The organism is Vibrio phycocola, from assembly GCF_053850235.1.
The window spans coordinates 465,428-490,078 of the sequence record NZ_JBSQDJ010000002.1 but is presented as its reverse complement, the minus strand read 5'-3'; the positions used below and the strand labels follow the sequence as shown (position 1 = coordinate 490,078).

Annotated in this window: 21 protein-coding genes; 14 read left to right on the top strand and 7 right to left on the bottom strand. The window is 40.5% G+C overall.

The annotated features are described in order from the left end of the window. Positions 1–16: 16 nt before the first annotated feature. Entirely contained in the window at positions 17–2,197 is a 2,181-nt protein-coding gene (locus tag ACWU4D_RS05520) for a heparinase II/III domain-containing protein (protein WP_456050396.1), read from the bottom strand. A 362-nt stretch (positions 2,198–2,559) separates the two neighbouring features. On the opposite strand from ACWU4D_RS05520, the gene kdgK reads away from it, so the two are divergent. Both kdgK and ACWU4D_RS05510 read left to right on the top strand, forming a co-directional pair. After that, positions 2,560–3,492: a 2-dehydro-3-deoxygluconokinase gene (kdgK, locus tag ACWU4D_RS05515; RefSeq protein ID WP_456050395.1), complete on the top strand. Its 933-nt coding sequence runs from the start codon at positions 2,560–2,562 to the stop codon at positions 3,490–3,492. A 17-nt stretch (positions 3,493–3,509) separates the two neighbouring features. Continuing rightward, complete coding sequence (locus ACWU4D_RS05510) at positions 3,510–4,133, top strand: bifunctional 4-hydroxy-2-oxoglutarate aldolase/2-dehydro-3-deoxy-phosphogluconate aldolase (protein WP_456050394.1); 624 nt, start codon at positions 3,510–3,512, stop codon at positions 4,131–4,133. Positions 4,134–4,334: 201 nt separating this feature from the next. Here ACWU4D_RS05510 and ACWU4D_RS05505 read toward each other — a convergent pair whose 3' ends face one another. Beyond that, positions 4,335–5,090, bottom strand: a complete 756-nt coding sequence (locus tag ACWU4D_RS05505) for an SDR family NAD(P)-dependent oxidoreductase (RefSeq protein WP_456050393.1) — start codon at positions 5,088–5,090, stop codon at positions 4,335–4,337. Between the two features lie 454 nt (positions 5,091–5,544). Between ACWU4D_RS05505 and ACWU4D_RS05500 the strand changes: the two genes are divergently transcribed. Next, the gene (locus tag ACWU4D_RS05500) at positions 5,545–6,861 is read left to right on the top strand and encodes an NAD(P)/FAD-dependent oxidoreductase (RefSeq protein ID WP_456050392.1); all 1,317 of its coding nucleotides are present in this window, start codon (positions 5,545–5,547) and stop codon (positions 6,859–6,861) included. A 75-nt stretch (positions 6,862–6,936) separates the two neighbouring features. Here ACWU4D_RS05500 and ACWU4D_RS05495 read toward each other — a convergent pair whose 3' ends face one another. Further along, positions 6,937–7,962 (bottom strand): LacI family DNA-binding transcriptional regulator, encoded by a 1,026-nt coding sequence (locus tag ACWU4D_RS05495; protein ID WP_456050391.1) that lies wholly within the window; start codon positions 7,960–7,962, stop codon positions 6,937–6,939. Between the two features lie 137 nt (positions 7,963–8,099). On the opposite strand from ACWU4D_RS05495, the gene manD reads away from it, so the two are divergent. Both manD and ACWU4D_RS05485 read left to right on the top strand, forming a co-directional pair. Further along, a complete protein-coding gene (gene manD, locus ACWU4D_RS05490; protein ID WP_456050390.1) occupies positions 8,100–9,317 on the top strand; it encodes a D-mannonate dehydratase ManD in 1,218 nt (405 codons plus the stop codon). Positions 9,318–9,374: 57 nt separating this feature from the next. After that, positions 9,375–10,508 (top strand): Gfo/Idh/MocA family protein, encoded by a 1,134-nt coding sequence (locus ACWU4D_RS05485; protein ID WP_456050389.1) that lies wholly within the window; start codon positions 9,375–9,377, stop codon positions 10,506–10,508. 123 nt (positions 10,509–10,631) lie between these two features. On the opposite strand, the gene ACWU4D_RS05480 is transcribed toward ACWU4D_RS05485, so the two are convergent. Both ACWU4D_RS05480 and ACWU4D_RS05475 read right to left on the bottom strand, forming a co-directional pair. Next, positions 10,632–11,810 (bottom strand): GGDEF domain-containing protein, encoded by a 1,179-nt coding sequence (locus ACWU4D_RS05480; RefSeq protein WP_456050388.1) that lies wholly within the window; start codon positions 11,808–11,810, stop codon positions 10,632–10,634. Positions 11,811–11,871: 61 nt separating this feature from the next. After that, positions 11,872–12,801, bottom strand: a complete 930-nt coding sequence (locus ACWU4D_RS05475; RefSeq protein ID WP_456050387.1) for a LysR family transcriptional regulator — start codon at positions 12,799–12,801, stop codon at positions 11,872–11,874. Between the two features lie 145 nt (positions 12,802–12,946). On the opposite strand from ACWU4D_RS05475, the gene ACWU4D_RS05470 reads away from it, so the two are divergent. The 8 genes from ACWU4D_RS05470 to ACWU4D_RS05435 all read left to right on the top strand — a co-directional run bounded on the left by ACWU4D_RS05470 (position 12,947) and on the right by ACWU4D_RS05435 (position 22,180). Beyond that, complete coding sequence (locus ACWU4D_RS05470) at positions 12,947–14,104, top strand: iron-containing alcohol dehydrogenase (RefSeq protein WP_456050386.1); 1,158 nt, start codon at positions 12,947–12,949, stop codon at positions 14,102–14,104. Between the two features lie 49 nt (positions 14,105–14,153). After that, positions 14,154–14,765, top strand: a complete 612-nt coding sequence (locus tag ACWU4D_RS05465) for a glutathione S-transferase family protein (protein ID WP_456050385.1) — start codon at positions 14,154–14,156, stop codon at positions 14,763–14,765. A gap of 254 nt (positions 14,766–15,019) precedes the next feature. Then, entirely contained in the window at positions 15,020–15,850 is an 831-nt protein-coding gene (locus ACWU4D_RS05460; protein ID WP_456050384.1) for a 5'-nucleotidase, lipoprotein e(P4) family, read from the top strand. A gap of 212 nt (positions 15,851–16,062) precedes the next feature. Next, on the top strand, positions 16,063–16,506 hold the full coding sequence (locus tag ACWU4D_RS05455) for a MarR family winged helix-turn-helix transcriptional regulator (protein ID WP_456050383.1): 444 nt from the start codon (positions 16,063–16,065) through the stop codon (positions 16,504–16,506). 183 nt (positions 16,507–16,689) lie between these two features. Continuing rightward, positions 16,690–17,727: an MBL fold metallo-hydrolase gene (locus tag ACWU4D_RS05450; RefSeq protein ID WP_456050382.1), complete on the top strand. Its 1,038-nt coding sequence runs from the start codon at positions 16,690–16,692 to the stop codon at positions 17,725–17,727. A gap of 30 nt (positions 17,728–17,757) precedes the next feature. Beyond that, a complete protein-coding gene (locus ACWU4D_RS05445; protein WP_456050381.1) occupies positions 17,758–18,765 on the top strand; it encodes an MBL fold metallo-hydrolase in 1,008 nt (335 codons plus the stop codon). Positions 18,766–19,614: 849 nt separating this feature from the next. Further along, positions 19,615–21,537, top strand: coding sequence for a putative bifunctional diguanylate cyclase/phosphodiesterase (locus ACWU4D_RS05440; RefSeq protein ID WP_456050380.1), 1,923 nt, complete (start codon positions 19,615–19,617; stop codon positions 21,535–21,537). A gap of 121 nt (positions 21,538–21,658) precedes the next feature. Beyond that, positions 21,659–22,180: a DUF2058 domain-containing protein gene (locus ACWU4D_RS05435; RefSeq protein ID WP_456050379.1), complete on the top strand. Its 522-nt coding sequence runs from the start codon at positions 21,659–21,661 to the stop codon at positions 22,178–22,180. Positions 22,181–22,234: 54 nt separating this feature from the next. Here the strand turns inward: ACWU4D_RS05435 and ACWU4D_RS05430 are convergent, their stop codons facing one another. Beyond that, a complete protein-coding gene (locus ACWU4D_RS05430) occupies positions 22,235–23,098 on the bottom strand; it encodes a fumarylacetoacetate hydrolase family protein (RefSeq protein ID WP_456050378.1) in 864 nt (287 codons plus the stop codon). Between the two features lie 160 nt (positions 23,099–23,258). Next, a complete protein-coding gene (locus ACWU4D_RS05425) occupies positions 23,259–23,660 on the bottom strand; it encodes a YciI family protein (protein WP_456050377.1) in 402 nt (133 codons plus the stop codon). A gap of 213 nt (positions 23,661–23,873) precedes the next feature. On the opposite strand from ACWU4D_RS05425, the gene ACWU4D_RS05420 reads away from it, so the two are divergent. Further along, positions 23,874–24,554, top strand: coding sequence for a malonic semialdehyde reductase (locus tag ACWU4D_RS05420; RefSeq protein ID WP_456050376.1), 681 nt, complete (start codon positions 23,874–23,876; stop codon positions 24,552–24,554). The last annotated feature ends 97 nt before the right edge of the window (positions 24,555–24,651 follow it).

Below are 24,651 nucleotides of genomic sequence, written 5' to 3'. Positions count from 1 at the left end.
TCCTGATAGCCTTAACTTATTTTGCCTGAACGTCTAGCGAATATACGCCTGTCCACTGATAATCTTTGCCGTTTGCTTTTACTAGGTGATTCGTACTTTCGACGACACCTTCCTGGTTACTCACCATGAACGTCACTGTCGAATCTAGAGTCTCTATCTCTACTACTGAACCCGCCTCAGAGTGAGCAATAACACGAATATCTTGAACTTTGCCACGCGCATTCACAGATTGCTCAAACTCTTCATTGAAATAACCGTGAGTCTCAAGTGCAGAAGCAAACAAAGTAGATTGGCCTTTAGCTCGTAAAATAAACGACGTTTGACTGCGTAAGTTAAAGCTAGGATCGTTCGCCCCAGTACGAGTGAAGAAAAGTTCACTCTCTGTATTTGAGTTTGTACCAAGCCACGTGTAGTAACTGTTGTTTTGTAACCAACTCACCAATGCAGAACCCGATACTTTGCCGCTCGCTTCATTCCAAAGGTGTTCGTAGCCGTAGTCATCACCTAATGTGTCTAGTTCCTGATGCGCACTATATTCAAAATTTGTGCGAATCACTTGACCATCGAACTGATGTGAATAATCAAATTGGTGCTCGTTATCGTCTTCGACATTTAAACGATAGAGATCAAGCAGTAATGGTGCTTCTAGTTCGGCTAGCTTGAGCATAAAGACACTGCGTTGCATGCCTAAGTCATCATAATGACCATTTGCAAAAGCACTCATTCCATTAACCGTAGCATCCTTCACTTCAAAGAAATGTGGGATTCCATGAACACTATCGGCACGCTCAACACTAAAGTAATTTTGACAGGTTTCATCAACGGTTATCGCATTGTGAGCAATGGTCTGGCGAGCATAGGATTTGTTTTCATCTAAATAGCGGCCACCAAATTTAGGTTCAACGTTCACCCAGCGACCGAATCCGTATTCACGTAATACTTCTTGTCCACGGTTAAAATAGCTAATACCTAGGGTGTCAAAGTGACCGTGTCCCATACCATGCTGACCGTAATTCATCACTAATTGGAAAACATCTTTGCTGTCGTCTTGCATGCGGACAAAGCCTTGAGCGCCTTTATCACCTTCTGGGCCTTCATTTAGCTCAACGCTTGGCCAAAATGGCATACCGATCGCTTCACCACGATCGTTTTCGGCTTGTTCCAATGCGCTAGACAGTTCCAATCCACAAGCGTGCATCCAAACACGATTTTGAATCTTAGCCATCCCAAGAAGATTGTCATCAAGACCGTAATGTTTGCTGTATAAGCTTACTGCTACCTGAACACCCATATCGGTGATACCCATAGTGTGAGAAGCGTCGTTTAACGCAGGAAATTCTCCATTTGGATAGGCGGTAGCCAATAATGCTTGGACGGTATTGCCAATGACTTTATCTTTAAAGTTGTAGATATCTAACTCAGGCATGTGACGATGCAAAACTTCGGCAAACACACACAATGGTCGAATAGCAAAACGGTGGTAGTAAGGACCTTCAATATAATAGCCAGATGGAGCAAACAGTTTTGAAATTTGTGCTAAGAAACCACCTACACCCATTTCTTTTTTGCCAGCACGGTAATTATCTAGACCGAATACTGACATTTCTAAATATTCACGCTTTCCAATAGCTAAACCACACACACCAACTGCGGCAACTGCCCAGATCCCGTGATTATGAATACGATCAAAGTCATGACCATATTTTTCAGTAAACATATCCAACATTGGTTGGAAAAGGTTATTGACCACGTGTTCACGTTCGGTCACTGACATAAATGATTCTACACATGAATACGCCAAGCTTGCGTATAACAACCACATATGTTCATTTAAAATTTGGTGAAATAGACGCCCTGTCGGGTTGGTGTTTTTTTGAACATGAAAATCGAACTGAAGATATTTATCAGCATACATGGCTAATAATTCTGCGACAAAACGAGCATATTTTTTATCGTTCGTCACCAAGTACATCCGACCAGCAAGATTCATATAATTATAATTTTGCTTATGACGGTTATGCTCATAGCCTCCCGCTTCACCATGACCAGGTACGTCGTACTCTAAAGCCATAAACGCATCAACATCTTTCTTAATAGCCGCAATGGTTTTACCCATTAAGCTGTCACGCCCTACTTCTTTTTGCAGTTGAGCGATCTCTGCTCCATTCAGTAAAATAGCGGATATTTCATTCTTCATCTAACAAACCTCAGCGACAAAACAAATTTCAACTGAGTATAAAGTAATACAATATGGCTTGAGTTTCATCCTTCTTATGACCAAACGCAGAACTAAATCACATAAAAGATTGTTCAATAAAGCAATCAAACGCACTGAACCATGACAAAATTCGCAGTAGACGCTCCATTTTTAATCACTTTGAGTAAGATTATTTTTGACTTACATCACGAACAATTGGAACTATTGTATTACAAAATGAATTTTCAGTTATTATTGTGATAGAATCAGGGTTATCGCATGGAGCGACTGTGATTGAGTAAGATATGTTCATCACTGTCCCTATATTTTTTAAAACTATGCCCTATCAATTAGGTGATCAAATGACGACATTTAACATTGCAGTGATTGGCGAATGCATGATTGAGCTTCAACAATCTGGCGACTTTCTAACCCAGCGCTTCGGTGGTGATACTCTCAATACTGCATTGTATCTTTCCCGACTAACACAAAACACCGCAATCAAGACCAATTACATCACCGCTCTTGGTCAAGATGGTTTTAGTCAAAACATGCTCGATGCATGGTCAAAAGAAGGCATTAACACCCAACATATTTTACGCTTAGATAACAAGCAACCAGGAATGTACTACATTGAAACCGATGACACCGGAGAGCGCTGTTTCTATTATTGGAGAAACGACGCCGCTGCGAAATATCTGTTTGATCAAGATGAAAGTACAAAATTAATCGAAACATTATCAGGCTTTGATGCTGTATACCTAAGCGGTATTACCCTTGCTATTCTTACTGAAAATGGCCGAAAGCAACTGTTTTCCGTATTAGAAAAAATTAAAGCTAACGGTGGCAAAGTTATTTTTGATAATAATTACCGCCCTAAGTTATGGACTTCACTTGAAGAAGCTCAGAAAACTTACTTGCAGGCGTTATCCTTGACCGATATTGCACTACTCACGTTTGACGATGAGCAAGATCTTTACGGTGACGACAATATCGAACAATGTATTGAACGCACTCAAGGACAAGGTGTGCAAGAAATTGCCATCAAACGTGGCAGTAAAGAATGTGTAATTATTGAAGCCGACAATATTCAATACGTCCCGACTAAAGCAGTTGAAAATGTAGTCGATACAACAGCAGCTGGTGATTCATTTAGCGCGGGCTATTTAGCTCGCCGCTTAAACGGATACAGTGCGAAAGATTCTGCATTATCGGGACACATAGTCGCAGGCACAGTGATTCAATATCAAGGTGCAATTATTCCAACTGAAGCGATGCCAGACATCGGATTATAATTTTTTAAGGACTAAATATGTCAACACTAGATCAACAACTTGCTGACTTAAAGGTAATCCCAGTAATTGCTCTCAACAAACTTGAGCATGCTCTTCCACTAGCAAAAGCGCTGATGGACAATGGCATGCCGTGTGCTGAAGTAACTTTTCGTACTGAAGCTGCAGTAGGTGCAATTAAAATTATGCGTGAAGCATACCCAGATATGCTAATCGGCGCGGGTACTGTTTTAACGCCTGAGCAAGTTGATCAAGCTATCGACGCTGGCGTTGATTTCATTGTGAGCCCTGGGCTTAATCCAACAACGGTTAAATACTGTCAGCAAAAAGATATGCCAATTGTACCTGGCGTAAATAACCCTAGCCTTGTTGAACAAGCAATGGAACTTGGTCTTAAAACCGTTAAATTCTTCCCTGCGGAACCATCAGGTGGCGTAGGTATGTTGAAAGCTCTTACCGCTGTTTATCCAGTGAAATTTATGCCTACTGGTGGTGTAAGTCTTTCAAACATCGACAACTACCTTTCTATCCCTGCTGTCTTAGCTTGTGGTGGTACTTGGATGGTACCAACCAATCTTATTGATAATGAACAGTGGGAAGAGCTTGGCGTATTGATCAAAGATGCAGTTGCGAAAGTAAGCTAATTTTCATTCTACGCTCTCCAGCTTAATAGCCCCGACATTCGTGTTGGGGCTTTTTTGTTAAACTGAAAACACTTTTCTCATGCAGTATGAGAATCTTATGCACCGCACATAAAAAAACCACCTAGCTCTATTTGGGGGAAATATGCGAACTAAGTGGCTTTGTTTTGCAAAAAATTGTTAATTCAGTTCAAACTAAAGGGATTAGATACCCAATGCTTGACCACCACCAATTTGAAGTGTTTCAGCAGTGATGAATGAAGCATCTTTACTTACTAGGAATGAGATAACAGAAGCGACCTCTTCTGGCTCGCCAAGACGACCTAACATAATGCTGTCTTTCCAAGAAGCAAAGACTTCTGGTTTAGTCGCTTTAATTTGAGCGTGGAAAGGCGTATCGATTGTACCAGGAGAAACTGCATTTACGCGAATACCAGCTGGTGCCAACTCTTTTGCTAAAGCGCGAGTTAGAGTATGGACTGCACCTTTAGAAACACCGTAAATACCAGCGCCAGGGCCACCCGCATTCCAACCTGCGTTAGACGTAAAGTTAACGATTGAGCCACCTTCCGCTTTTTTCAAGAATGGAATTGCAGCACGTGATACGAAGAATGCGCTGTCTAAATTTAGCGCCATGACAAAACGGTAGAACTCAGTCGTCATCTCTTCCATTGGGCTACGACCACCAAGACCACCAGCGTTGTTTACCACAACATCAATTTTTCCGTATTTTTCGCCGATAGCATTAATGTTTTCGGTCACAGCTTTATCGTCAGTTACATCGAAACCGTAGTATTCCGCTTCAATTCCTTCAGCACTAAGCTCAGCAATACGCTCTGCGCCTTTTTCATCTTCAATTCCGTTTAATACGACTGTGTAACCGTCTTGGCCAAGGCGCTTAGCGACTTGGAAGCCAATTCCACCAGTAGCACCAGAAATAAATGCAACTTTATTACTCATTTTCTTACTCTCTTTTGGTTAGTTAGCCTCTACTAAGAAGTAAAAGCGATACTCTTAGCTCTCACATCTAATAGTATTGTATTATAATAGCATAATAAATAAAACCATTTAGCATTTGCCAACAAGTTAAAATGAGATCTGTAACTCATTACATATATATTCAATCACGCACTTATCGATTTTCTCTCCATAACAATCTTAGATTTCTTCATAACCTATTGAAATGATCATCAACAATAATTTCACCACATTGATGTGTTTATACTTCAAGTTGCACATGTTAAATCGTAAAATCGTTAAATTCCACACAGTTATCAACAAATTTATTGGCATAAGCAAATAAATAAAGTGCATCTACCAAAATAGGGTCTATATTTAGCATATAATGATATACAGCTAAAAAACCTTCAATAGAGCAAGTCAGCGAGAAGGCATTCAATATAGGAAGTCAAAGATGGCTATTTCGAGAAGAACCATACTAAAAGCAGGTCTTGGTATAGGAGCATTGGGCGCATCCGGAATTGGTTATTCACATATAAGTAAAATACCGACCAAAGCAAATATTGTCATTACCGGTGGTGGGGCTGGTGGTATTGGACTGGCGAACATGCTAATGCGTCATCTCGACGGGGCAAAAATTACCATCGTTGAGCCTAGAGATTTCCATTGGTACCAGCCTGGTCAAACTCTTCTGCTTGCTGGCTCATACCAACAACGCTCCGATGTTATCAGCCCTATCGAAAAATACCTTGATGCTAACATCATCCATAAAAAAGCGACTGTCGAAGAGTTTTTACCCGATACGAATACGGTGATAACTAGTAAAGGTGAGCGTCTGCATTACGATTACCTAATCGTGTCGACAGGAATCGAATTGCGCTATGACATGATAGAAGGTATGGATACAAATCTAATTGGCAAACAAGGTGTTACGAGTATCTATCACAGCCCTGAAGCGGGTATGGCAAGCTATCAACAGGCGCACCAATTTCTTAGCCAGCCCGGCGAAAAACGGGCAGTATTTACTCGACCGCAAGGCGCGATGAAATGTGCGGGTGCACCGATGAAAGCAACAAACTTAGTTGAGTATTTCGCTAGAGAATCCGGACGACGAGGTGACGTTACATTCGATTACTATACATCGGAAGAGAAGCTATTCGCGGTAAAATCATTCGACCAAAAATTAAAAGATGTCTGGCAACGTCGCAATATTACGCCAAATTATGAGCAAACCTTAAGTTCGATTGATATCGCTAGAAATGAAGCAACGTTCACATTGTCAGATGGAAGCAGTAACACCGTTGGTTGGGATTTTATTCACGTAGTTCCTCCAATGACCCCACCAAAGGTTATCAGCGAATCAAGCTTAGCAGACAAAGAGAAGTACAAAGGCTATTTAGAAGTAGACAAATACACTATGCAACATAGACGCTACAATAATGTATTTGGCTTGGGAGATTGTGTTGGCACACCGATAGGTAAAACGGCCGCATCTGTGAAATCCCAACTTCCGGTAATTACCAGCAACCTCCGTTCGATTATTGAAGGTAAAGAGCCAGTGGCGAAATGGGATGGCTATACTTCTTGCCCAATGATTCTTGATGTCGGTCATGCGATGTTATGGGAGTTCAACTATTCACTTGAACCTGTTACTGCGCTACCGTTCCAAGTTGTTGATCCATTATCAGAAAGTGCATTAGCGTGGACCATGGAAGAGACCTTCTTACGGCCAGTTTATGACGTCATGCTCAATGGGTATACGCCTATCTAATCGATTGATTCAATTCATTTTGCGCCCGACTACATATTTGATTATTGCTAGGGCGTTTGCTTCACTACTTACAAGTTACATCTTCTCAAGCGGTGAGTTGCAGGAATCTCGAATCACCAATTCACATGGCACAATAACTTTTTTGACCGCTTCCGTCTTAGCCTTGTCCGCCAACTCCTTTAATAGCATGTTTGCCGACTCGTACCCAATACGATAAGAATCTTGCTGAATCACGGTTATAGGAACTTTAAACATATCTACCATGGGAATATCGTCAAACCCAACAATAGAAACACGCTGAGGTACGTCAATACGATGCTGATTACACAGCTTCAGTAAGTCTGTTGTAATGGCTAAGTGTTGGGTAAAAAAAGCGGTCGGAGAATTATCGCTATCTAAAAGTTCTACAGGCGAAGACTCAAACCCTTGGTCACGATCCCAATACTGAATCAACTCGTCATCATAAGAAATATTGTTAACACTCAATGCATCAAGATACCCTTGATAACGCTCTTTACGCGAGCGACTGCCTCCAAAGTGCTGTGTCATAAAGCCGATTCGTTTGTGTCCAAGCGAAATCAAATACTCCGTCGCCTTTTTCGCCGCCGTGCGGTAATCGGACAACACCATATTGGTTGGACAGTCGTTGTACTCTAATTGAAACTGCACCACCGGATAACCTGAATGATGATATTGATTAATAACATCGGCATTTTTCCCTGACGACGTAATAATAATGCCATCAATACACATCTGTTTTAAGGTTTCGAGAGAACGGCGCTCTACATCTGCATCAAAATCCGTGTTGTAGATTAATACGTTATACCCTGCCTTCTTACAGCAATCATCGATCCCTCGCAAAACTCGGCTAGTATTAAACCCTGTAATATCACGAACAATCACGCCAACGGTTTTGGTCTTATCACTTTTTAAGCTACGTGCAATTGGATTTGGCACGTAATTCAACTCTTCCACTGCACAACGAATGCGCTCTTTCGTAGCCGAAGACATATGCCCAAATCGGCCATTTAGGTACTGAGATACGGTACTTTTAGATACACCAGCAAGAGTTGCTACATCGACAATTTTGATTTTAGTCATCTAAATATTATTTTTGTTAAACCGATCAATTAGTGGATTTGACATTCTATCTTGATCGTTTAACCTAAACAAGTAAATCGATTTACTAAACCGTTTTACTGGCTTGGTAAACATCGTATATTTCACTGGAGTAAACAATGAAAATCACTGACATCCAGGTATTTGTCACCAACCCCGGTAGAAACTTTGTTACCGTAAAAGTGACGACCGAAAACGGAATTTATGGTTTAGGCGATGCCACGGTAAATGGACGCGAACTCGCCGTTGTAACTTACCTTGAAGAACATGTTACCCCGTGTCTTATTGGACGAGATGCCCATAATATTGAAGACATATGGCAATATTTATATAAAGGTGTCTATTGGCGTCGAGGCCCAATCACTATGGCTGCGATTGCGGCGATTGATATGGCATTATGGGATATTAAGGGAAAAGTGACAGGGTTACCAGTTTATCAACTTTTAGGTGGAAAATGCCGAACCGGTGTCAGCCTATATGCTCATGCGAATGGTGAGAATATTGAAGACACATTAGATAAAGTGCAAGAGTCAATCGACCAAGGTTTTAAGGCCGTTAGACTTCAGACCGCTATCCCCGGTTTATCTGAAACCTACGGCGTGCTAGGTGACAAAAAAGACTACTTTGAGCTTCAGGGAAACCGCCCACTTCCACCAGAACAAGATTGGTCGACGCCGAAGTACTTCAAATTAGTGCCGGAGTTATTTAAACAAGCCCGAGAGCGTTTTGGAGATCAAGTTGAGTTTCTTCACGATGTTCATAGTCGTTTGACTCCAATTGAATCAGCAAAGCTTGGCAAGATGCTCGAAGAATACAATCTACTCTTTTTAGAGGATGCCTCTATTGCCGAGAACCAAGAAAACTATAAATTAATCCGTCACCATACGACGACCCCACTAGCAATTGGTGAAACCTATAACACAATTTGGGATTGTAAAGATCTGATGCAAAACCAATTAATTGACTATATCCGAGTAGCCGCGACTCATGCTGGTGGGATTACTGGTGTGAAAAAAATCTCCGATTACGCTGACGTACACAATATTCGCACCGCACCACACGGTGCTCCTGATTTGTCTCCTATCTGTTTTGCCGCACACATGCACTTAAACATCTCAACGCATAACTTTGGTATTCAAGAGTTTGTCGGGTTTGGGAATGATGAATGTCGTTCGATTTTTAAACATGATATGCGTCTAGAAAATGGCATGATCATGGTGAGCGATGCCCCGGGTTTAGGTGTTGAATTTGACGAAGAAACCGCAGCGAAATACTCATACAAACGTTCTTACCTTCCGGTAAGTCGGTTGGAAGATGGCACTCTTTGGCACTGGTAACCGCACAGTCGTATCAACATTCCAGATAAAAACATCAAATTTAAGAAAGGAATAACAATGAAAAAAACAGTATTAGTTTTCGGAACTGGTTTTGCTGGTCAAGGGCACGCACTCGCGTTTCGTGACGCTGGTGCAGAGGTTGTTGGCATCGTTGGGCGTAACCCAGATGTGGTTAAAAGTGTCGCTGAAAAGCTTAATATTCCCTATTTCGGCACCGATTGGCAAACAGCATTAGAAACATGTAAGCCTGATATTGTTTCGATTGCGACGCCGGGTGGTGCTCACGTTGAACCCATTACTCAAGCAATCAACTTTGGTTGTCATGTCTTTTGCGATAAACCGATGACAGAAAGCGGCCAAACAGCGACTGAATTGTATCAATTGGCTCAACAGAAGGAAGTAAAAACGGCATTTGCTTCTAGCTTCCGTTATATGCCTCATATCATGCAAGCGAAGGAACTTGTCGCTCAAGGATGCATTGGTGAGCCTACAGAAGTTGAGTGTATTTCTCATTTCAATCTCGATAGACATATTCCATTTGGTTGGTCGCACACCAAAGAAAATGGTGGTGGTCGCTTAAACAATAACTTCACTCACCTTCTTTCTATCGTGACTTCTGTTATTGGCGAGAACGTGTTATCGGTTCAGGGCGAAGTTCGAAACGATATGCCGAAAGCCCCTGTCGTCGATGGCGTACACAACTTCATGGAACGACGTAACTTCATTCCAAAAGACATAGAAGATCCAAAACTAGAATGGAAAGAGTGCGACGTTGAATGGTCTTATACGGTTCTGATGAAACTGGAAAGTCGTTTACCTGCAAAACAACCCGTTTCAGTTCTGTTTAAGCATGGTGGACTCGTTCCTCGTTTCAATGAAGACCATATTGTATTCCATGGAAGCAAAGGATCGATTTATATCAAAGGTCATTATGGAAGTGGGCCGTTGTATTTGTGGGATGAGAAAAAAGTTTGGACTGAAATCGATCTACCTTCTGAAATTGCCACATCGCTACCAGATATCGCCGATGATACTCAACGCAGTTGGACCCACCTTGCCACTGAATTTGTTAAGGATATCGAAGGTAAATCGGTGGAACCCTATCAAACCTTCAAAGAAGGGTCGCAGTATCAAAATATAATCGACATTATTCGTAAAGATGACCGTTGGGTCGATTTATCAGTTCTCTAAACATCAACATTGGTTTCTCCGATTTAAACCGAAGACTAAAATGCCCCTAGATGTATGATCACTAAGGGCATTTTTAAACGCGTTCTCATATTTCCTACCCGCTCTAATCGACGAGTAACACGTTTACACTTCACTTGCAGTCATCGAACCTTTAACTCGAGTTACAGGGTTCGAAAAAATAATGTACCCATTTTGTAGGTCTTTTGATTGGTACATTGCATTATCAGCCGCGGTCATCACTTTTTCAGCGTTTTGACATTCAGGATCAATAATATGAATGCCAATGCTGCCAGTAATATTAATGGTACCCTCTGCAAATTCGAACGGCTTTTTAATCAATTCTTGCAAACGAGAAGCTAATGCCTTGGCTTGTAATTTCATATTAATTTCACTACTACTACCAAATGACAGCAACAATGCAAATTCATCTCCACCAAGTCGAGCCGCTAACTCATCTTCACGAGTAAATGTTTGGATACGACTCCCCAACTCACTTAACAAGAGGTCGCCAACATGGTGACCGTATTCATCATTCACTGGTTTGAATCGGTCTAAATCCAAATAAATTACCGCGCCATATTGATTAGTACGTTTAAAGTGAGCCAACGAACTGGATAGCGCCATTTCAAACATACGTCGATTCGCGAGCCCAGTTAAATGGTCGGTATTAGATTCTTTCTTTAAGCGAAGTTGGGCTTCTTCGGTATAACTTAGCAATGAAAACACCCCAATAACCGCGCAAAATGCCGGCCATATAATTTGAGTATATATACTTGATTTAGCGAATAACTCTGGTGATGTTTCCAATAATATTGAACGGCCTAAAATAACAACCGCCATAAAAATAAATGCGTACCCCAATAATACATCTGAAGGGTGTCGTTCGGCTTTTAATTTAAGAAACATATAAGAAATGGTAAAGAATGCAATCGGTAAAAATACAGCGCTAACATGAAGATAAGCAGTCAAATCAGCTTGTAAAATGGCATAGATTTGAGCTGAGCATTGAAGCGTAAAAAATATTGCTAGTACCGACATTGGAAACGAGACAAAACATCGCTTAGAAGCGAAAGCAACCATCCCCCAAACAAAAATCGAGGCTGACATAGCCCCAACTATTTCGAGTGCCTTATTCATTTCAAATATATAGACAAACCAACTCACAAAGTAAGCAAAAAATGAAACCATGAAGAACAATATAGAGTTCGAGTTTCCTTTATGTTCTTTTACTCGAGTTCCAGCAAGCGCAAAAACCAAATTGATCAAAGCAACACTAAAAAAATAGGCTTGTTCTACGCTCATTTCACTCTCCATGTGTAGTAGATAGTGCGAAGTATCACACGTAATAGATATCTAATTCAACTCAATGTCTAACCGTACTCGATGCGGAAAGCTCTGACATTTGTACTGAAACATAATTTATCAAATAATCGAGCAACAAACGCAGTTTCTTTGAGCTTGCAGTACCGGGGGGATAAACCGCATACACATCTATCTGGTCGGTTTCATAATCATCCAGTAATGACTCTAGTGTGCCACTTTTAATTTTTGGAAGTGCATCGTAAAGCGGAATTCTTCCCACGCCATGCCCTCCTTCGATAAACGCTGTTCGAGCGGCGGAATTATTGGTGCTAACACTTCCTTTCATTTTAAAACTAAACGTTTTAGTTCCCTTTTTTAAAGTTAATGTGGACGGTCCGGTTGTGTATATTACCCATTCGTGAGTCGTTAACTCGTCCGGTGTCCGTGGTCGACCATATTGATTTAAGTATTCACGTGATGCGCATAAACAAGTCTGTAATGTTGCCAGCTTAGTCGCTTGCAATCCAGAGTCTTTCAACGACGCGCCGCGAATAGCAAGATCATAACCGTCTTGAATAATATTAACGACTTCATCAGTGAGCACAATATCCAGCTTTATCTTTGGGTACAGTCGCTTAAATTGGTTTAGTGCGGGGACAATCGAGGTTAATCCTGCATTAACCGGGCAAGATATTTTTAATGTCCCTTGTGGTTCTTGATTCAGATTTTCCATCTGTAATTGTGCGGCGGTTGCTTGCTGAGAGATATTTCGACAGTGTTGATAATACTGTTCTCCAGCTTCTGTGAGGTGTAGGCTTCTGGTTGATCGATTAAGTAATTTAACGCCCAACTTCTGTTCTAACTTCTTTACGTGATAGCTAATCACCGCCCGAGAAAGCTCCAACTGCTTCGCTGCAGCACTTAGGCTACCCTGCTCAACAACTTGAGCAAACACCACCATACTTTTCAACTGTTCAAAAATAACCGTCACTTACGACCTCTTCAGTCTAAACCGATACTATCTTCGCTGTTATTGTATCAATAAATTAAACATTGTTTTCATTTTTATCTGCATTGTCTTATTTAGCTGTACACATTAGACTGCAAATATTCAACTTATGCTCAAGGTACTTACCATGCTTAATTTTAGTTTCCAAAACAGTACAAAAATCAATTTCGGCACAGAACAAATAGCGTCTATTGCCAAAGAGATTCCAACCAGTGCCCGTGTACTCATTACGTATGGTGGTGGATCAATAAAACAAAACGGTGTCTATCAACAAGTTGAGCAGGCGTTGGCGAGTCACACATGGCAAGAATTCTCAGGTATTGAACCAAATCCAAAGTACGATACTTTGATGAAAGCTGTGGAACTCGTCAAAGCAGAAAAAATCGATTACCTTCTCGCGATTGGTGGTGGCTCTGTCATTGATGGTACTAAATTTATCGCTGCAGCAGCTTTATATGAAGGCGAAGATCCATGGGATATCATCACCCAGCGTCTTCCTGTCAAACACGCACTTCCAATTGGTGCAGTTCTTACGCTGCCCGCAACTGGATCAGAAAGTAATATTGGCTCAGTCGTCACTCGCGATGGTCACAAACTGCCATTTTTAGCCGAAGCAGTTCGCCCTAAATTTGCCGTACTAGATCCAACAGTGACATTGAGTTTATCTCCTAGGCAGATTAGTAATGGTGTTGCCGACGCATTTGTTCACGTAGTAGAGCAATACTTAACTTATCCTGTAAACGCCAAAGTACAAGATAGATTTGCGGAAGGTTTGCTACTAACGCTGAAAGAAGAAGGCCCAAAAGCCATAAGCGAAGAACAACGCAATGACCTTGATGTTCGATCAAATATAATGTGGGCAGCAAGCCTAGCGTTGAATGGTTTAATTGGTTCAGGCGTCCCACAAGATTGGTCAACGCACATGATAGGCCATGAGCTTACTGGCACTTATGGTATTGACCACGCTCGAAGCCTAACCGTCGTACTTCCTGCATTGCTTAGAAATCGAACTGATGCGAAACGCGCTAAATTACTTCAATATGGTGAACGTATCTGGGGAATCACCGAAGGCTGCGAAGATGAACGAATCGAACAAGCCATTTCAGCAACTGAAACTTTTTTCCGTCAAATGAAGATGCCCGTTCGCTTATCAGAAATCAATATTAGCAAAAGTGATATCGACATCTTAGTTAATAACTTAGAAGTACATCAAATGACAGCACTCGGAGAAGATCAGCAAGTTACGCTCGAGGTGAGTCGTAAAATCCTAACTGAATCTCTTTAAGTATTTATAATAAAAAAAATAATATAATCAATGCAATATAAGGATCATTATGATTACTGTTCATCACCTAAACCGTTCACGATCTAAGCGCGTTATATGGTTACTCAAAGAGCTTAACCTACCGTACGAAATCGTACATCATCAACGTGATGCAACAACGCAACTCGCCCCTCAAAGCCTTAAAAAGGTACATGCGCTGGGTAAGGCCCCTGTCATTGCCGACGGTGACATTATCTTATGTGAATCTGGAGCGATTACTGAATACTTACTTGATCAAGCCAGCGATGCGAATTCACTTCGACCATCACAAGGTACGCCGGCATATTATCAATATTTACAATGGCTGCATTTTGCGGAGGGTTCACTAGCAATGCCTGTGATCGCTAATATGATGCTGGCAGGCGAGCAGCGAGAAGAACCGAAATTGATCGATCGGTACATGAATAAAGAAATACAGCTAGATATGGACTATATCGAAGCGACGCTTTCTCACCAAGCCTATTTCGCTGGTGATGAATTTACTGCCGCGGATATCATGATGGCGATAACACTTGAGTTCGCCGCAATGCAAAACCTTCTGGCAGGTTACAACGCAACCCTAGCCTATCTAGCTAAAATACAACAACGTAAAGCGTATCAAGCAGCATCTGAACTTGGATAGCGACATATCATTCTTAACACGATTCATTGTTTTAGACTCGTTATTTGACCTACCAACACCACGATGGTGGTAGGTCAAAAAACACGCGAATATTACAAAATACCAAAAAGTAATCCATTACATTTCATCATTATATCAACAAGTTGTAAAAAATAGGTTTTTTGCTCGAATTATTGAATTCCGGGGCGTATATTATTTTGCTCAGGTCAGAACTAATGACCATCAACCATGACGGTATCACACAGGAGTGACACATGCCGATGACAAAACTACGTTCTCTAGCGCTAACAACACTAGTATTGGGTTGTGTAGCGACACCTTTTAGCTGGGCAGATACGGCCGAATATGATACGAAAGCATTAAATGAACAATTGGTAATGTCCAGTTTATGGATGCAAGTTTCTGGCGAATACAAAGCATTGTCATATCAAGCCTTCAACCTAGCAAAAATGCGCCTAGACACTTATCTTGAAAGCTACACTGGTGACAAGAAAGTTGCTATCGTTGTGGATGCAGATGAAGCCGTTCTTGATAACGGTGCCTATGAAGCATGGTTAATTGGTCGAAATGAAGGCTACTCTTCTAAAACGTGGGCAAAATGGATGGATGCCGCCGAAGCAAAAGCAATGCCTGGTGCAGTTGAGTTTCTTCAATATGCAGACAGCAAAGATGTCGCGGTATTTTATATTACCAACCGTAGAGAAGTAGGACGTGCTGGAACACTTAAAAACATGCAAGAACTCGCATTTCCTCAAGTAAACGACTCTCAACTTCTAATGAAAACCGATACCAGCAACAAAGAGCCTCGTCGCCAACAAGTCGTTAAAGATCATGATATTGCTTTGTTTATGGGTGATAACTTAAACGATTTTTCTGTCGATTTTAGAGTGGAAACCTTAGAAGAGTCCTATGCCGCTGTTGAGAAAAACAAGGCACTTTTTGGTAGCCAATTTATAGTATTACCAAATCCAAGTTATGGTGACTGGGAAGGGAAAGTTTACAAAAACAATTGGAAAGCCTCAGCTGCTGAAAAAGACCAAATGCGTAAAGCGCACCTAACGTCTTGGCAACCAAAAGCGGAGTAATTATTCGCTAATTAACCTAATTAGGCATAAAAAATACTCTTTTTATGCCTAATTTCATATCACTCGGTTCTCATTGATTCTTAGCTTTGGCGCTTGCTTCCCAACCATATATCTCCAGAGAAGAGCTTTTAACCACCTAACTATAACGTATTTAGCAATGAACATGATAACCTAGGTTCATAAGTAAGTGGTTTCAACAGAGAGATTTACCTTTGAAAGATTACACCGACAATTGTCCCGCCTTTCTTACCAATATCGTAGGAAACTATCTTCACCAAGATCTCACCAATAAGCTTGCAGAATCGAGCTACAACTTGTCAAAGCAACAGTTACGAATTCTATTTTATCTGTATGATGAAGATGGCTTGAGCCAAAAGCAACTCATGGAGTTAATCAAACTCAGTAAAATTTCATTAGTTAAGATTATTAACGATCTTGAAGAAGCTAACGTCGTTGTTCGGGTTCAGAGTGAAAGCGACATGAGAGTCAATCGAATTTTTCTAACGCCACTCGGTAAAAAACTTAAGTCTCCCCTTCTTGGCCTCATTGACCAGCACAAAGCGGATATTTTCGAAGGGTTCACTGAAGAAGAAATCGGACTTTACGTCTCACTGTTACAAAAAGTGATTGTTAATATAACCAAACGCGCAAAATAGGTTAATTGCTTATCCTTTATTTATAATAATGTGTTTTTCAGCACAGAATAAAAAAAGGAATTCGTTTATTTCTTAGTAATTAGGTTAAGTGGTTTAACTAAAATTCCACTCATCTTGTGTACTAATAAAAGTTGTTTATATGCCTTCTCATTGCATATTTTCACTTTACTCCGAGGATAAACGATGAAAAATGTCGATGTGTGCCAACTCGACCGCCGAACATTTATTAAAAGTGCTGCGATTGGTGCAGTGACCATTTCCGCCACTTCCGCAGGCCTTCTGGGTTCAATGAACGAAGCAAATGCCGCTCCTCCCAAACCAAAGCTGCATAATCATACTCATTCGTTCAGTGTCGTCACAGTGGGGACCGGTAACCCTATTCCCGATAAAAACCGAGCCTCATCGTGCACGATGATTCAATTCAATAACAAATATTATCTGCTCGATACCGGTAATGGTGTTAATGATGTCATGGATCAACATGGATTTGCTCACAATAAAATCAGCGCCATTCTTTTTACTCACCTCCACGCAGATCACACCACTGACTTTATCGATTTAATGATCAATCGCTGGATGACTGGCGGCAAAGAAATGTCCATTATGGGGCCGCCGCGATGTGGTGGGTACTATAACTTTATGCTCGACTTTTTTGCCGATGACCTCACCTATCGTCAATACCGTGGTTATAAAGGCGGTATTACCGAACTTGGCATGTTCACTGGCATTGACGTAACAGAACTCAAAGGCCGAAACAACTTTGAACTTGATGGTATGCAGGTACGTACCGAAGCATTAACCCACACCATGTATAACCTTGGTTATCGTTTTGACGTTGATGGTAAATCAATTGTGGTTTCAGGTGATACATCTTTTGATCCGAAATTAATCGAGTTAGCCAAAGGAGCGGATGTCCTAGTCATCGATGCAAACATTACCACTGCCACCGCTCAGAAAGGTGCTGATGAACAAACCTTCACCGATGAGAACATTGTCAAACCTAAACCCAAATACGAGTACGCAGGAAACTTTGATGTCGCGCCTCACATGGGCATCGATGACGTGGCAAAAACAGCTACCGAAGCCCAAGTTAAAACCGTCGTACTCACACACTTACCGCCCGCACCTTTTAATATTGACACAATACAACCTTACTTCGACAAGGCAGGCTTTAAAGGTCAAGTATTAGAAGCAACCGATGGTCTTGAAATTAATCCTTAATGCATGAAACATAGAACAGAAGGCAGAAAGATGTCTAATAATAACGAACACAACAATTCATCCCGCAGAGAGTTTTTAACTTCAGCAGGGAAAATGGCTGGAGCAGCCGCGCTAATCTCAACGGGAATTTCTCCTGTAGTCGCAGCAACACAAGCAGCACCGGAGAGGCCAAAACCAAATGCTGAACCGATACCTGAAGGTTTTCAGGTCATCACCATTGGTATTGCGGGTCCGCCGATGGAGACTCTAAATAGAGATCGCACATGGCCAGCTACTCTGGTGCAATTCAAAGATAAATACTTTTTAGTTGACTGCGGAGGTGGTGCGACACATGGCTTACTTAAAGCGGGAATTGTCCCATCAAAAGTGAAAAACTTACTATTTACTCACCATCACGCCGATCATAACTCAGACTTTTCAACCTTCTTTATCGGGGGTTGGAATGGACCAATGGGACGGCGAGAGCTTAACATCGTTGGTCCGCGACAGACTCAGCAGCTATACGACATGACGATGACCTTCTATAAAGAAGATCTTGACTACCGTATGCACTACGGGTTCCCCGCTGAAGGCTTAGCGAAGAATGTGACCATCAAAGAAGTCAGTAAACCTGAAACATTTGAGCTTGATGGGATAACAGTCAAGACCGTTGAAGGAATCCACACCATAACGAACTTTGCTTATCGTTTTGAAGCCGAAGGCCAATCCGTTGTCGTCACTGGCGATACGGCCTACTCGGAAGATATCGTAGAGCTATCTCAAAATGCCGATATCTTGGTCATTGATGCTCATATGGCAGAAGGTGACTTTGCAAAAAATGTGCTAAGCAACGCAGAACAAAGAGACAATATGCGAAAAGCTCATATGTCAAATGAAGACATAGCGATGACCGCATCAAAAGCCAAAGTGAAGAAGGTAATATTGACACATTTACCACCCCTTCACGTAGATACCAGCGCAACGGTTAAATCACTAAGGGATGCTGGCTATTCTGGTGAGATTGAAATCGCAGAAACTGGTGCTCGATATCTAGCATAAGTTATGCAAGTCGTTTAGAGAATGACCACAAAGCATTGGTTGAATTGACTTCATCTAATGCTTTAATAATGATTAAAATTCAATTCCATTATTATCTAACACCTCCCATTACATACAAAAAATAAATGAATCCAAAATACGTTGATTCCTATAGCCTCTATTTAGACACATTAATAATAAGCCTAACATAAGCGAAATTTTATATTAAACAATGCTAATTTTTTGCAAAGACAAATATATTAGCTATCAATAAATTAGACTAGAGATTAAAAACATTTGAGTTTTTAATCTCTTTTACTTTGATAATCATATTTTAGTATATATACTGTCTTAGTTATGATACGAAACATTTAGACTGGTTATATAATCATTAATTCAAAAGGTTAAGGACTGAAATAGACATAATCGAACGCTATTGACTATATTAACGATAGAAGTTCGCTCTTGTAAGTTATACATTTGCGTATTTCTAGTTTTAAAACGGGTAAACTATTTATGAATGAAATATCTGGTATAAAGCATTTCAAACATTATTTTTTTACATTTTTGTTTTTTACCATCATTGCTAGCATTTTTTCTTTCATTTTTCCTACCCTAACTTCTAATCTATCTAAATTTACCTGTTTAATTATAGTTTGGGTTACTTTACTTAGTTTCTTTTGTCTCCACATTTACATTGTAAAATTTGAACTAGGGAAACAACGTCAAATCACAAATTATCTTTTCAACAAGGTCCCTAGCTCCGTCTACTTTAAAGATTCATCTGATACAATTATCCACTGCAACACAATCTCAGCTCAGAAATATGGCCATTCAATCGACGAAATCATTGGTCTTAATGAAGATAGTTTGAATCAAAAAATTCAACAAAAACCATTGACCTGCGACCAGGATGACTCAAGCCCATTCTCTAATCCAACAAAAGAATGTCATATAACCTATATCGACCCTCGAACCAGTGAAAAGCGACATATGCAATCTCTGCAAATCCCATATGTCGATATATCTGACACACAAAAAACCCTCGTTATAGAACAAGATATCACCGAACTTATTTCTCAAAGAGAGGACGCACACCTCAGCAAGTCTCGGCTCGAACATGTCTTAGAGGTATCTAAGGAAGGTATATGGGAATGGCACATACAAACCGATATTGCTGTATGTGATGATAACTGGCATAAACTCTGTGGTACGGACCCCGGTAGTCAAACCATCTTTTCTGAATATGAAGACTGCATCTTACCCGAAGACAAAGGTCGAGTTTACCAAGCAATTGTTCAAGCACTTAATCACAACCAGGTATTTGACATAGAATACCGTATACAGCGACCTGACGGTGAGGTTATATGGGTGTGGGATAGAGGTAAAATAGCCGATGTCGATGCTGACGGAAACCCAACATTGATGGTCGGAATCGCTCTCGAAATCACACGACGAAAAAATACGGAACTCGAAATCACAAAACTGGCGTATTTTGATCATTTAACAGGGCTAATCAATCGAAGTCAGATATTAAAAAAATTAAACCAAGCCGTCAAAGCTGAAAACCCAGCTCATTCCTATAGCGCTGTACTGCAATTAGATATTGATAAATTCAAACTTTTAAATGATTGCTATGGCAACAAAGAAGGAGATAACATTCTTGTTGAAGTCGCGAACCGTATCCAAAACACCATCGAGGATATGGCAACGATCGCGCGCTACGAACGTGACGAATATATTATCTTATTTGAAGATATCGATACTTCTGAAGCCGCGGCACAGGCTAAGATCGATTCAACGATTACGCGACTGTTTGAGCAGCTAAGTCAAAGCTACATCATTAGCCACAACAATATGAATATCGACTACCGCATAACATGCAGTGTCGGAGGTATTTTATTTAATGACAGTAGCCATTCCTGTGAAGAGCTACTTAGCCTTGTTAAATACGCACTGATTGAAGCCAAAAATACGACGGGAAATAGCTTACAGTTTATAAACAATCGAATCATTCAAGAATTAACTAATATCGCTACGCTTCAAAAAGATATGATCGAATCACTGACGAGAGATGATTTTACGATCCATCTACAGCCCCAATACAACACGGCTAAAAAAATAATAGGAGCAGAAGCACTAGTTCGATGGCAGCACCCTACTCGTGGGCTTCTATTACCTTGGGCTTTTCTTCATATTGCCGAAGACAGTAATTTAATCATTCCAATCGGCAACCGCGTACTTGAACTTGCTTGTAAACAACTCTCGCAGTGGCATGCGTCTGATAATACTCGTCACCTAACTCTATCAGTGAATATCAGTGCAAAACAGATTTGGCAAGAGAGCTTTGTCAATGAAGTCATTCAAATCATTGATAAATATGAATTTAAACGCTCTCAATTAACTTTAGAAATCACCGAGTCACTATTAATTGAAGCTATCGACGATGCCCATCATAAGGTTACTCAACTAAAAGACTACGGTTTGTCGATCTCATTGGATGATTTTGGTACTGGATTTTCTTCATTGAGCCACCTGCGTACCTTTCCTGTCGATGAGATTAAAATAGATAAAAGCTTCGTAGACAACTTAAACACAGACCCTGCATCGCTAGTACTTGTTAAGTCGATTGTCGATTTGGCGAAAAACTTCAATCTTAGAGTAGTTTGTGAAGGCATCGAACAACAAGAGCAGTTGGATATTCTAATGTCGATAGATGCGATGGTGTTTCAAGGGTATTTGTTCAGTAAGCCCATTACGATTACTGAGTTTGAACATAAACTCATTCAATAAAGACATCGAATGCACAAGCAGTATTCCGTTCTATCAAGCTATTTACATTCGAGAGCAAAGCACTTTATTTATCTTGGTAACTGCGTAAAATACTTATCATCATAGTAAAATCGAGAACACCATGGCAAAACTTACCCTTCAAGAGCAAATGCTTAAAGCTGGTTTAGTGAATGAGAAAAAACTAAAAAAAGCCAAAAAAGGCGCAAAAAAATCACGAGTCCAAGCTCGTGAAGTAAAAGCGGCAGTAGAGGAACAAAAACAGCAACAATTAGAACGAGATAAAGAGCTGAATAATCAAAATAACCAGCAACGAATCAAGCGAGAAATTCAAGCTCAAATCGTTCAACTGATCTCGATGAATAAAGTTGATCGCAAAGATGGCGAGATTAAATACAACTTTACAGACGGCACACTGGTTAAGTCCCTCTACGTCGACGAACTCATTCGTAATCAACTGATTAAGGGCATACTAGCGATTGCTCGAGACGGTGAAAATTACGCTGTAATTCCAAGCAGCGTTGCCAACAAAATTGGTCAACGAGATAATGACTATATTATTGACCAGAAAGTACAAGAGCCCGACACCATTGCAGAAGATGATCCATATGCCGATTTCGTCGTACCTGACGATCTAATGTGGTAATTTAGCTCAGTAATAAAGCCTTGAAATAATCAAGGCTTTATTGCAACTTAATGGTTATTCACCTTCAATCGAGTTTCTTAAAATACCCAGCCCTTCAGCTTCAACTTCAACAACATCACCGGGCTTCATAAATACCGGTGGCTTTCTTACATAACCCACACCAGATGGTGTACCTGTAATAATGACGTCACCTGGCATCAAGGTCATACACTCACTCAATATCTCAATCAATTTTGCCATTGGGAATATAAAATCTGATGTATTGGCATTTTGCATCACTTGTCCATTAAGCCGAGTGACTAATTGAACCCCTTCCATTCCAGCTGGGAGTTCATTGGAAGTAACAAATTCTGGACCAAACGCCCCAGTACCATCAAAATTTTTGCCGATTGTCCATTGCGAGCTCTTACGCTGATAATCTCGAATGGTTGCATCATTAAACAATGCGTAGCCTGCAATATACTCTAACCCATTCTCTGCTTTTATATGGCGAGCCTTTTTACCAATGACTGCGGCTATCTCGCCTTCATAATCTAACTTATCAGAACATCGAGGACGAATAATTGGGGCTTCATGGCCAATTAATGATTCTCCTCCACGAAAGAAAATCTCTGGGTATGATGGCGGCTCTACACCACCTTCTACCGCATGGGCAGCATAGTTTCGTCCAATACAAATAATTTTCGGTGGGTTTGATACAAGTGGTGTAAAACGTAAACCTTCACTTGAAACTTTCGCATTTTGAGGGCAGTTATCAACAATCGAACTGAGCTCCTGTTCAATATCAATATCTGATTGAATCAAACTTAATAGATCGGTGGGTAAATGAGCTGCTGCCACACTTAGATCTATGACCTGATCATCGGTTTTTATACCGATACGGCTTTTTCCTTCACATTCAAATGAGACAATTCTCATGCTGATCCCCTTTTTCTGTTATCAATTTGTTAACGTTAATATACCCATTAATATTGATAATATCCATAAATTATAAAAAATATCGTTATTATTTAAAAAATAAATTAAATTTAGATATTTTATAGCTTAATACAGAATTGCAACTCAATATTCACTAGAGCTAATTTGATTCATCACCGCTAAGGGTGACCACTTGAGCCGATAATCTGATATCAATTTGCATACTCCCTTCATTGATCAACCAACGCCTAATCTTGAACACTCTAGCGCCACTACTGTGCATCGGATCGGCTTCAGCCAGTTGCGTCGCTTTTTCTAAGGTCGATGCTCGATATACAATCAACCCAGCCCCTTCCAATGATTCACCAGTCGAGTCGGACATTGGTCCCGCTAACATAAGTGAACCTGATGCTTCGAGTTCAGCTTGATATGCCAGATGGGAAGGTAAATAGTGCTTGATCACTTCGAGATCGGTATTGGGTTTACTCTCAACAACAAATACTTCCAATGCCAGAGCACCACGTTCTTTCGCTTCGGTTTTGTAGTCTTGCCACGAAATCATTTTTATCTCCTTTTTGCCTTGACGCAATTCTAAAATAAAAATATCGATATTAATTGACATCACATTAAAACATCGTTAAAAATTGTGCAAGTGTTAAATATTTGTGAAAGCAAGTAAGTAAAAACCGTTAATTCTAGACATTAAATTGACACCTAGATATCAATCAAATGGGTAATCACACCGTATGTGAATACAGCAAAAAAGGAAGAAGGAATGGCAGATTCGAGTGACTATAAATCATCTGAAACCAACCTAGAACAAGTGAGAGCAAGAGCTCAGGAAAGTGTTCGGGCGTTGCGAATTCGAAAACCAAGGCTAGATTCTGATTCTATTGACGTGATATTAAATGATGCTCGCTCACATTATGCGTGGCAAGACAAACCCATTCCTGAATCATTGCTCAAAGAGCTCTATCAAATAGTTGCCAATGGTGCGACGAGTATGAACTGCAGTCCAGCAAGGTTCTTCTTTGTTACCTCGCAAGAAGGTAAAGATAAACTTGCAGCATCACTAAAAGAAAAAAATATCGATAAAATGCGCGCGGCTCCCGTGACGGTAATTATTGCTCACGATCTAGATTTCTGGGAAAAGCTTCCGTTTCTCTTTCCACATGAAGATAGAACGCCTCTTTTTCGAGGGAAAACGGAGTACTGCGATAGAACCGCTTTTCTAAACGGTACGCTTCAAGGTGCTTACTTAATGATCGCAGCACGAGCATTAGGATTAGATGTAGGCCCCATGTCTGGATTTTCAAATCAGATTGTAGATGAAACCTTCTTCGCGGGCACTCGTTTACGATCCAACTTCTTATGTAATTTAGGTTATGCCGATGAAACGGCACTCTTTCAAAAATTACCTCGATTTGAATTTGAAGAAGTGTGTACATTTCTCTAAATAGCACGTTTACAGTTTCAATAAAGCACTTAAGAAATACCAAGAAGAACAATAAAAAAACAACAATTTATAAAATTTACGCCAAAGAAATATATAG

Bases quoted from the DNA above. Each gene is read 5' to 3' on its own strand.
- ACWU4D_RS05435 (WP_456050379.1), top strand. From the start codon at position 21,659: ATGGCAAAACTTACCCTTCAAGAGCAAATGCTTAAAGCTGGTTTAGTG.
- ACWU4D_RS05450 (WP_456050382.1), top strand. From the start codon at position 16,690: ATGAAAAATGTCGATGTGTGCCAACTCGACCGCCGAACATTTATTAAA.
- kdgK (WP_456050395.1), top strand. From the start codon at position 2,560: ATGACGACATTTAACATTGCAGTGATTGGCGAATGCATGATTGAGCTT.
- ACWU4D_RS05470 (WP_456050386.1), top strand. From the start codon at position 12,947: ATGCTTAATTTTAGTTTCCAAAACAGTACAAAAATCAATTTCGGCACA.
- ACWU4D_RS05465 (WP_456050385.1), top strand. From the start codon at position 14,154: ATGATTACTGTTCATCACCTAAACCGTTCACGATCTAAGCGCGTTATA.
- ACWU4D_RS05500 (WP_456050392.1), top strand. From the start codon at position 5,545: ATGGCTATTTCGAGAAGAACCATACTAAAAGCAGGTCTTGGTATAGGA.
- ACWU4D_RS05445 (WP_456050381.1), top strand. From the start codon at position 17,758: ATGTCTAATAATAACGAACACAACAATTCATCCCGCAGAGAGTTTTTA.
- ACWU4D_RS05420 (WP_456050376.1), top strand. From the start codon at position 23,874: ATGGCAGATTCGAGTGACTATAAATCATCTGAAACCAACCTAGAACAA.
- ACWU4D_RS05510 (WP_456050394.1), top strand. From the start codon at position 3,510: ATGTCAACACTAGATCAACAACTTGCTGACTTAAAGGTAATCCCAGTA.
- ACWU4D_RS05505 (WP_456050393.1), bottom strand. From the start codon at position 5,090: ATGAGTAATAAAGTTGCATTTATTTCTGGTGCTACTGGTGGAATTGGC.
- ACWU4D_RS05430 (WP_456050378.1), bottom strand. From the start codon at position 23,098: ATGAGAATTGTCTCATTTGAATGTGAAGGAAAAAGCCGTATCGGTATA.
- ACWU4D_RS05480 (WP_456050388.1), bottom strand. From the start codon at position 11,810: ATGAGCGTAGAACAAGCCTATTTTTTTAGTGTTGCTTTGATCAATTTG.
- manD (WP_456050390.1), top strand. From the start codon at position 8,100: ATGAAAATCACTGACATCCAGGTATTTGTCACCAACCCCGGTAGAAAC.
- ACWU4D_RS05520 (WP_456050396.1), bottom strand. From the start codon at position 2,197: ATGAAGAATGAAATATCCGCTATTTTACTGAATGGAGCAGAGATCGCT.
- ACWU4D_RS05460 (WP_456050384.1), top strand. From the start codon at position 15,020: ATGCCGATGACAAAACTACGTTCTCTAGCGCTAACAACACTAGTATTG.
- ACWU4D_RS05485 (WP_456050389.1), top strand. From the start codon at position 9,375: ATGAAAAAAACAGTATTAGTTTTCGGAACTGGTTTTGCTGGTCAAGGG.
- ACWU4D_RS05495 (WP_456050391.1), bottom strand. From the start codon at position 7,962: ATGACTAAAATCAAAATTGTCGATGTAGCAACTCTTGCTGGTGTATCT.
- ACWU4D_RS05425 (WP_456050377.1), bottom strand. From the start codon at position 23,660: ATGATTTCGTGGCAAGACTACAAAACCGAAGCGAAAGAACGTGGTGCT.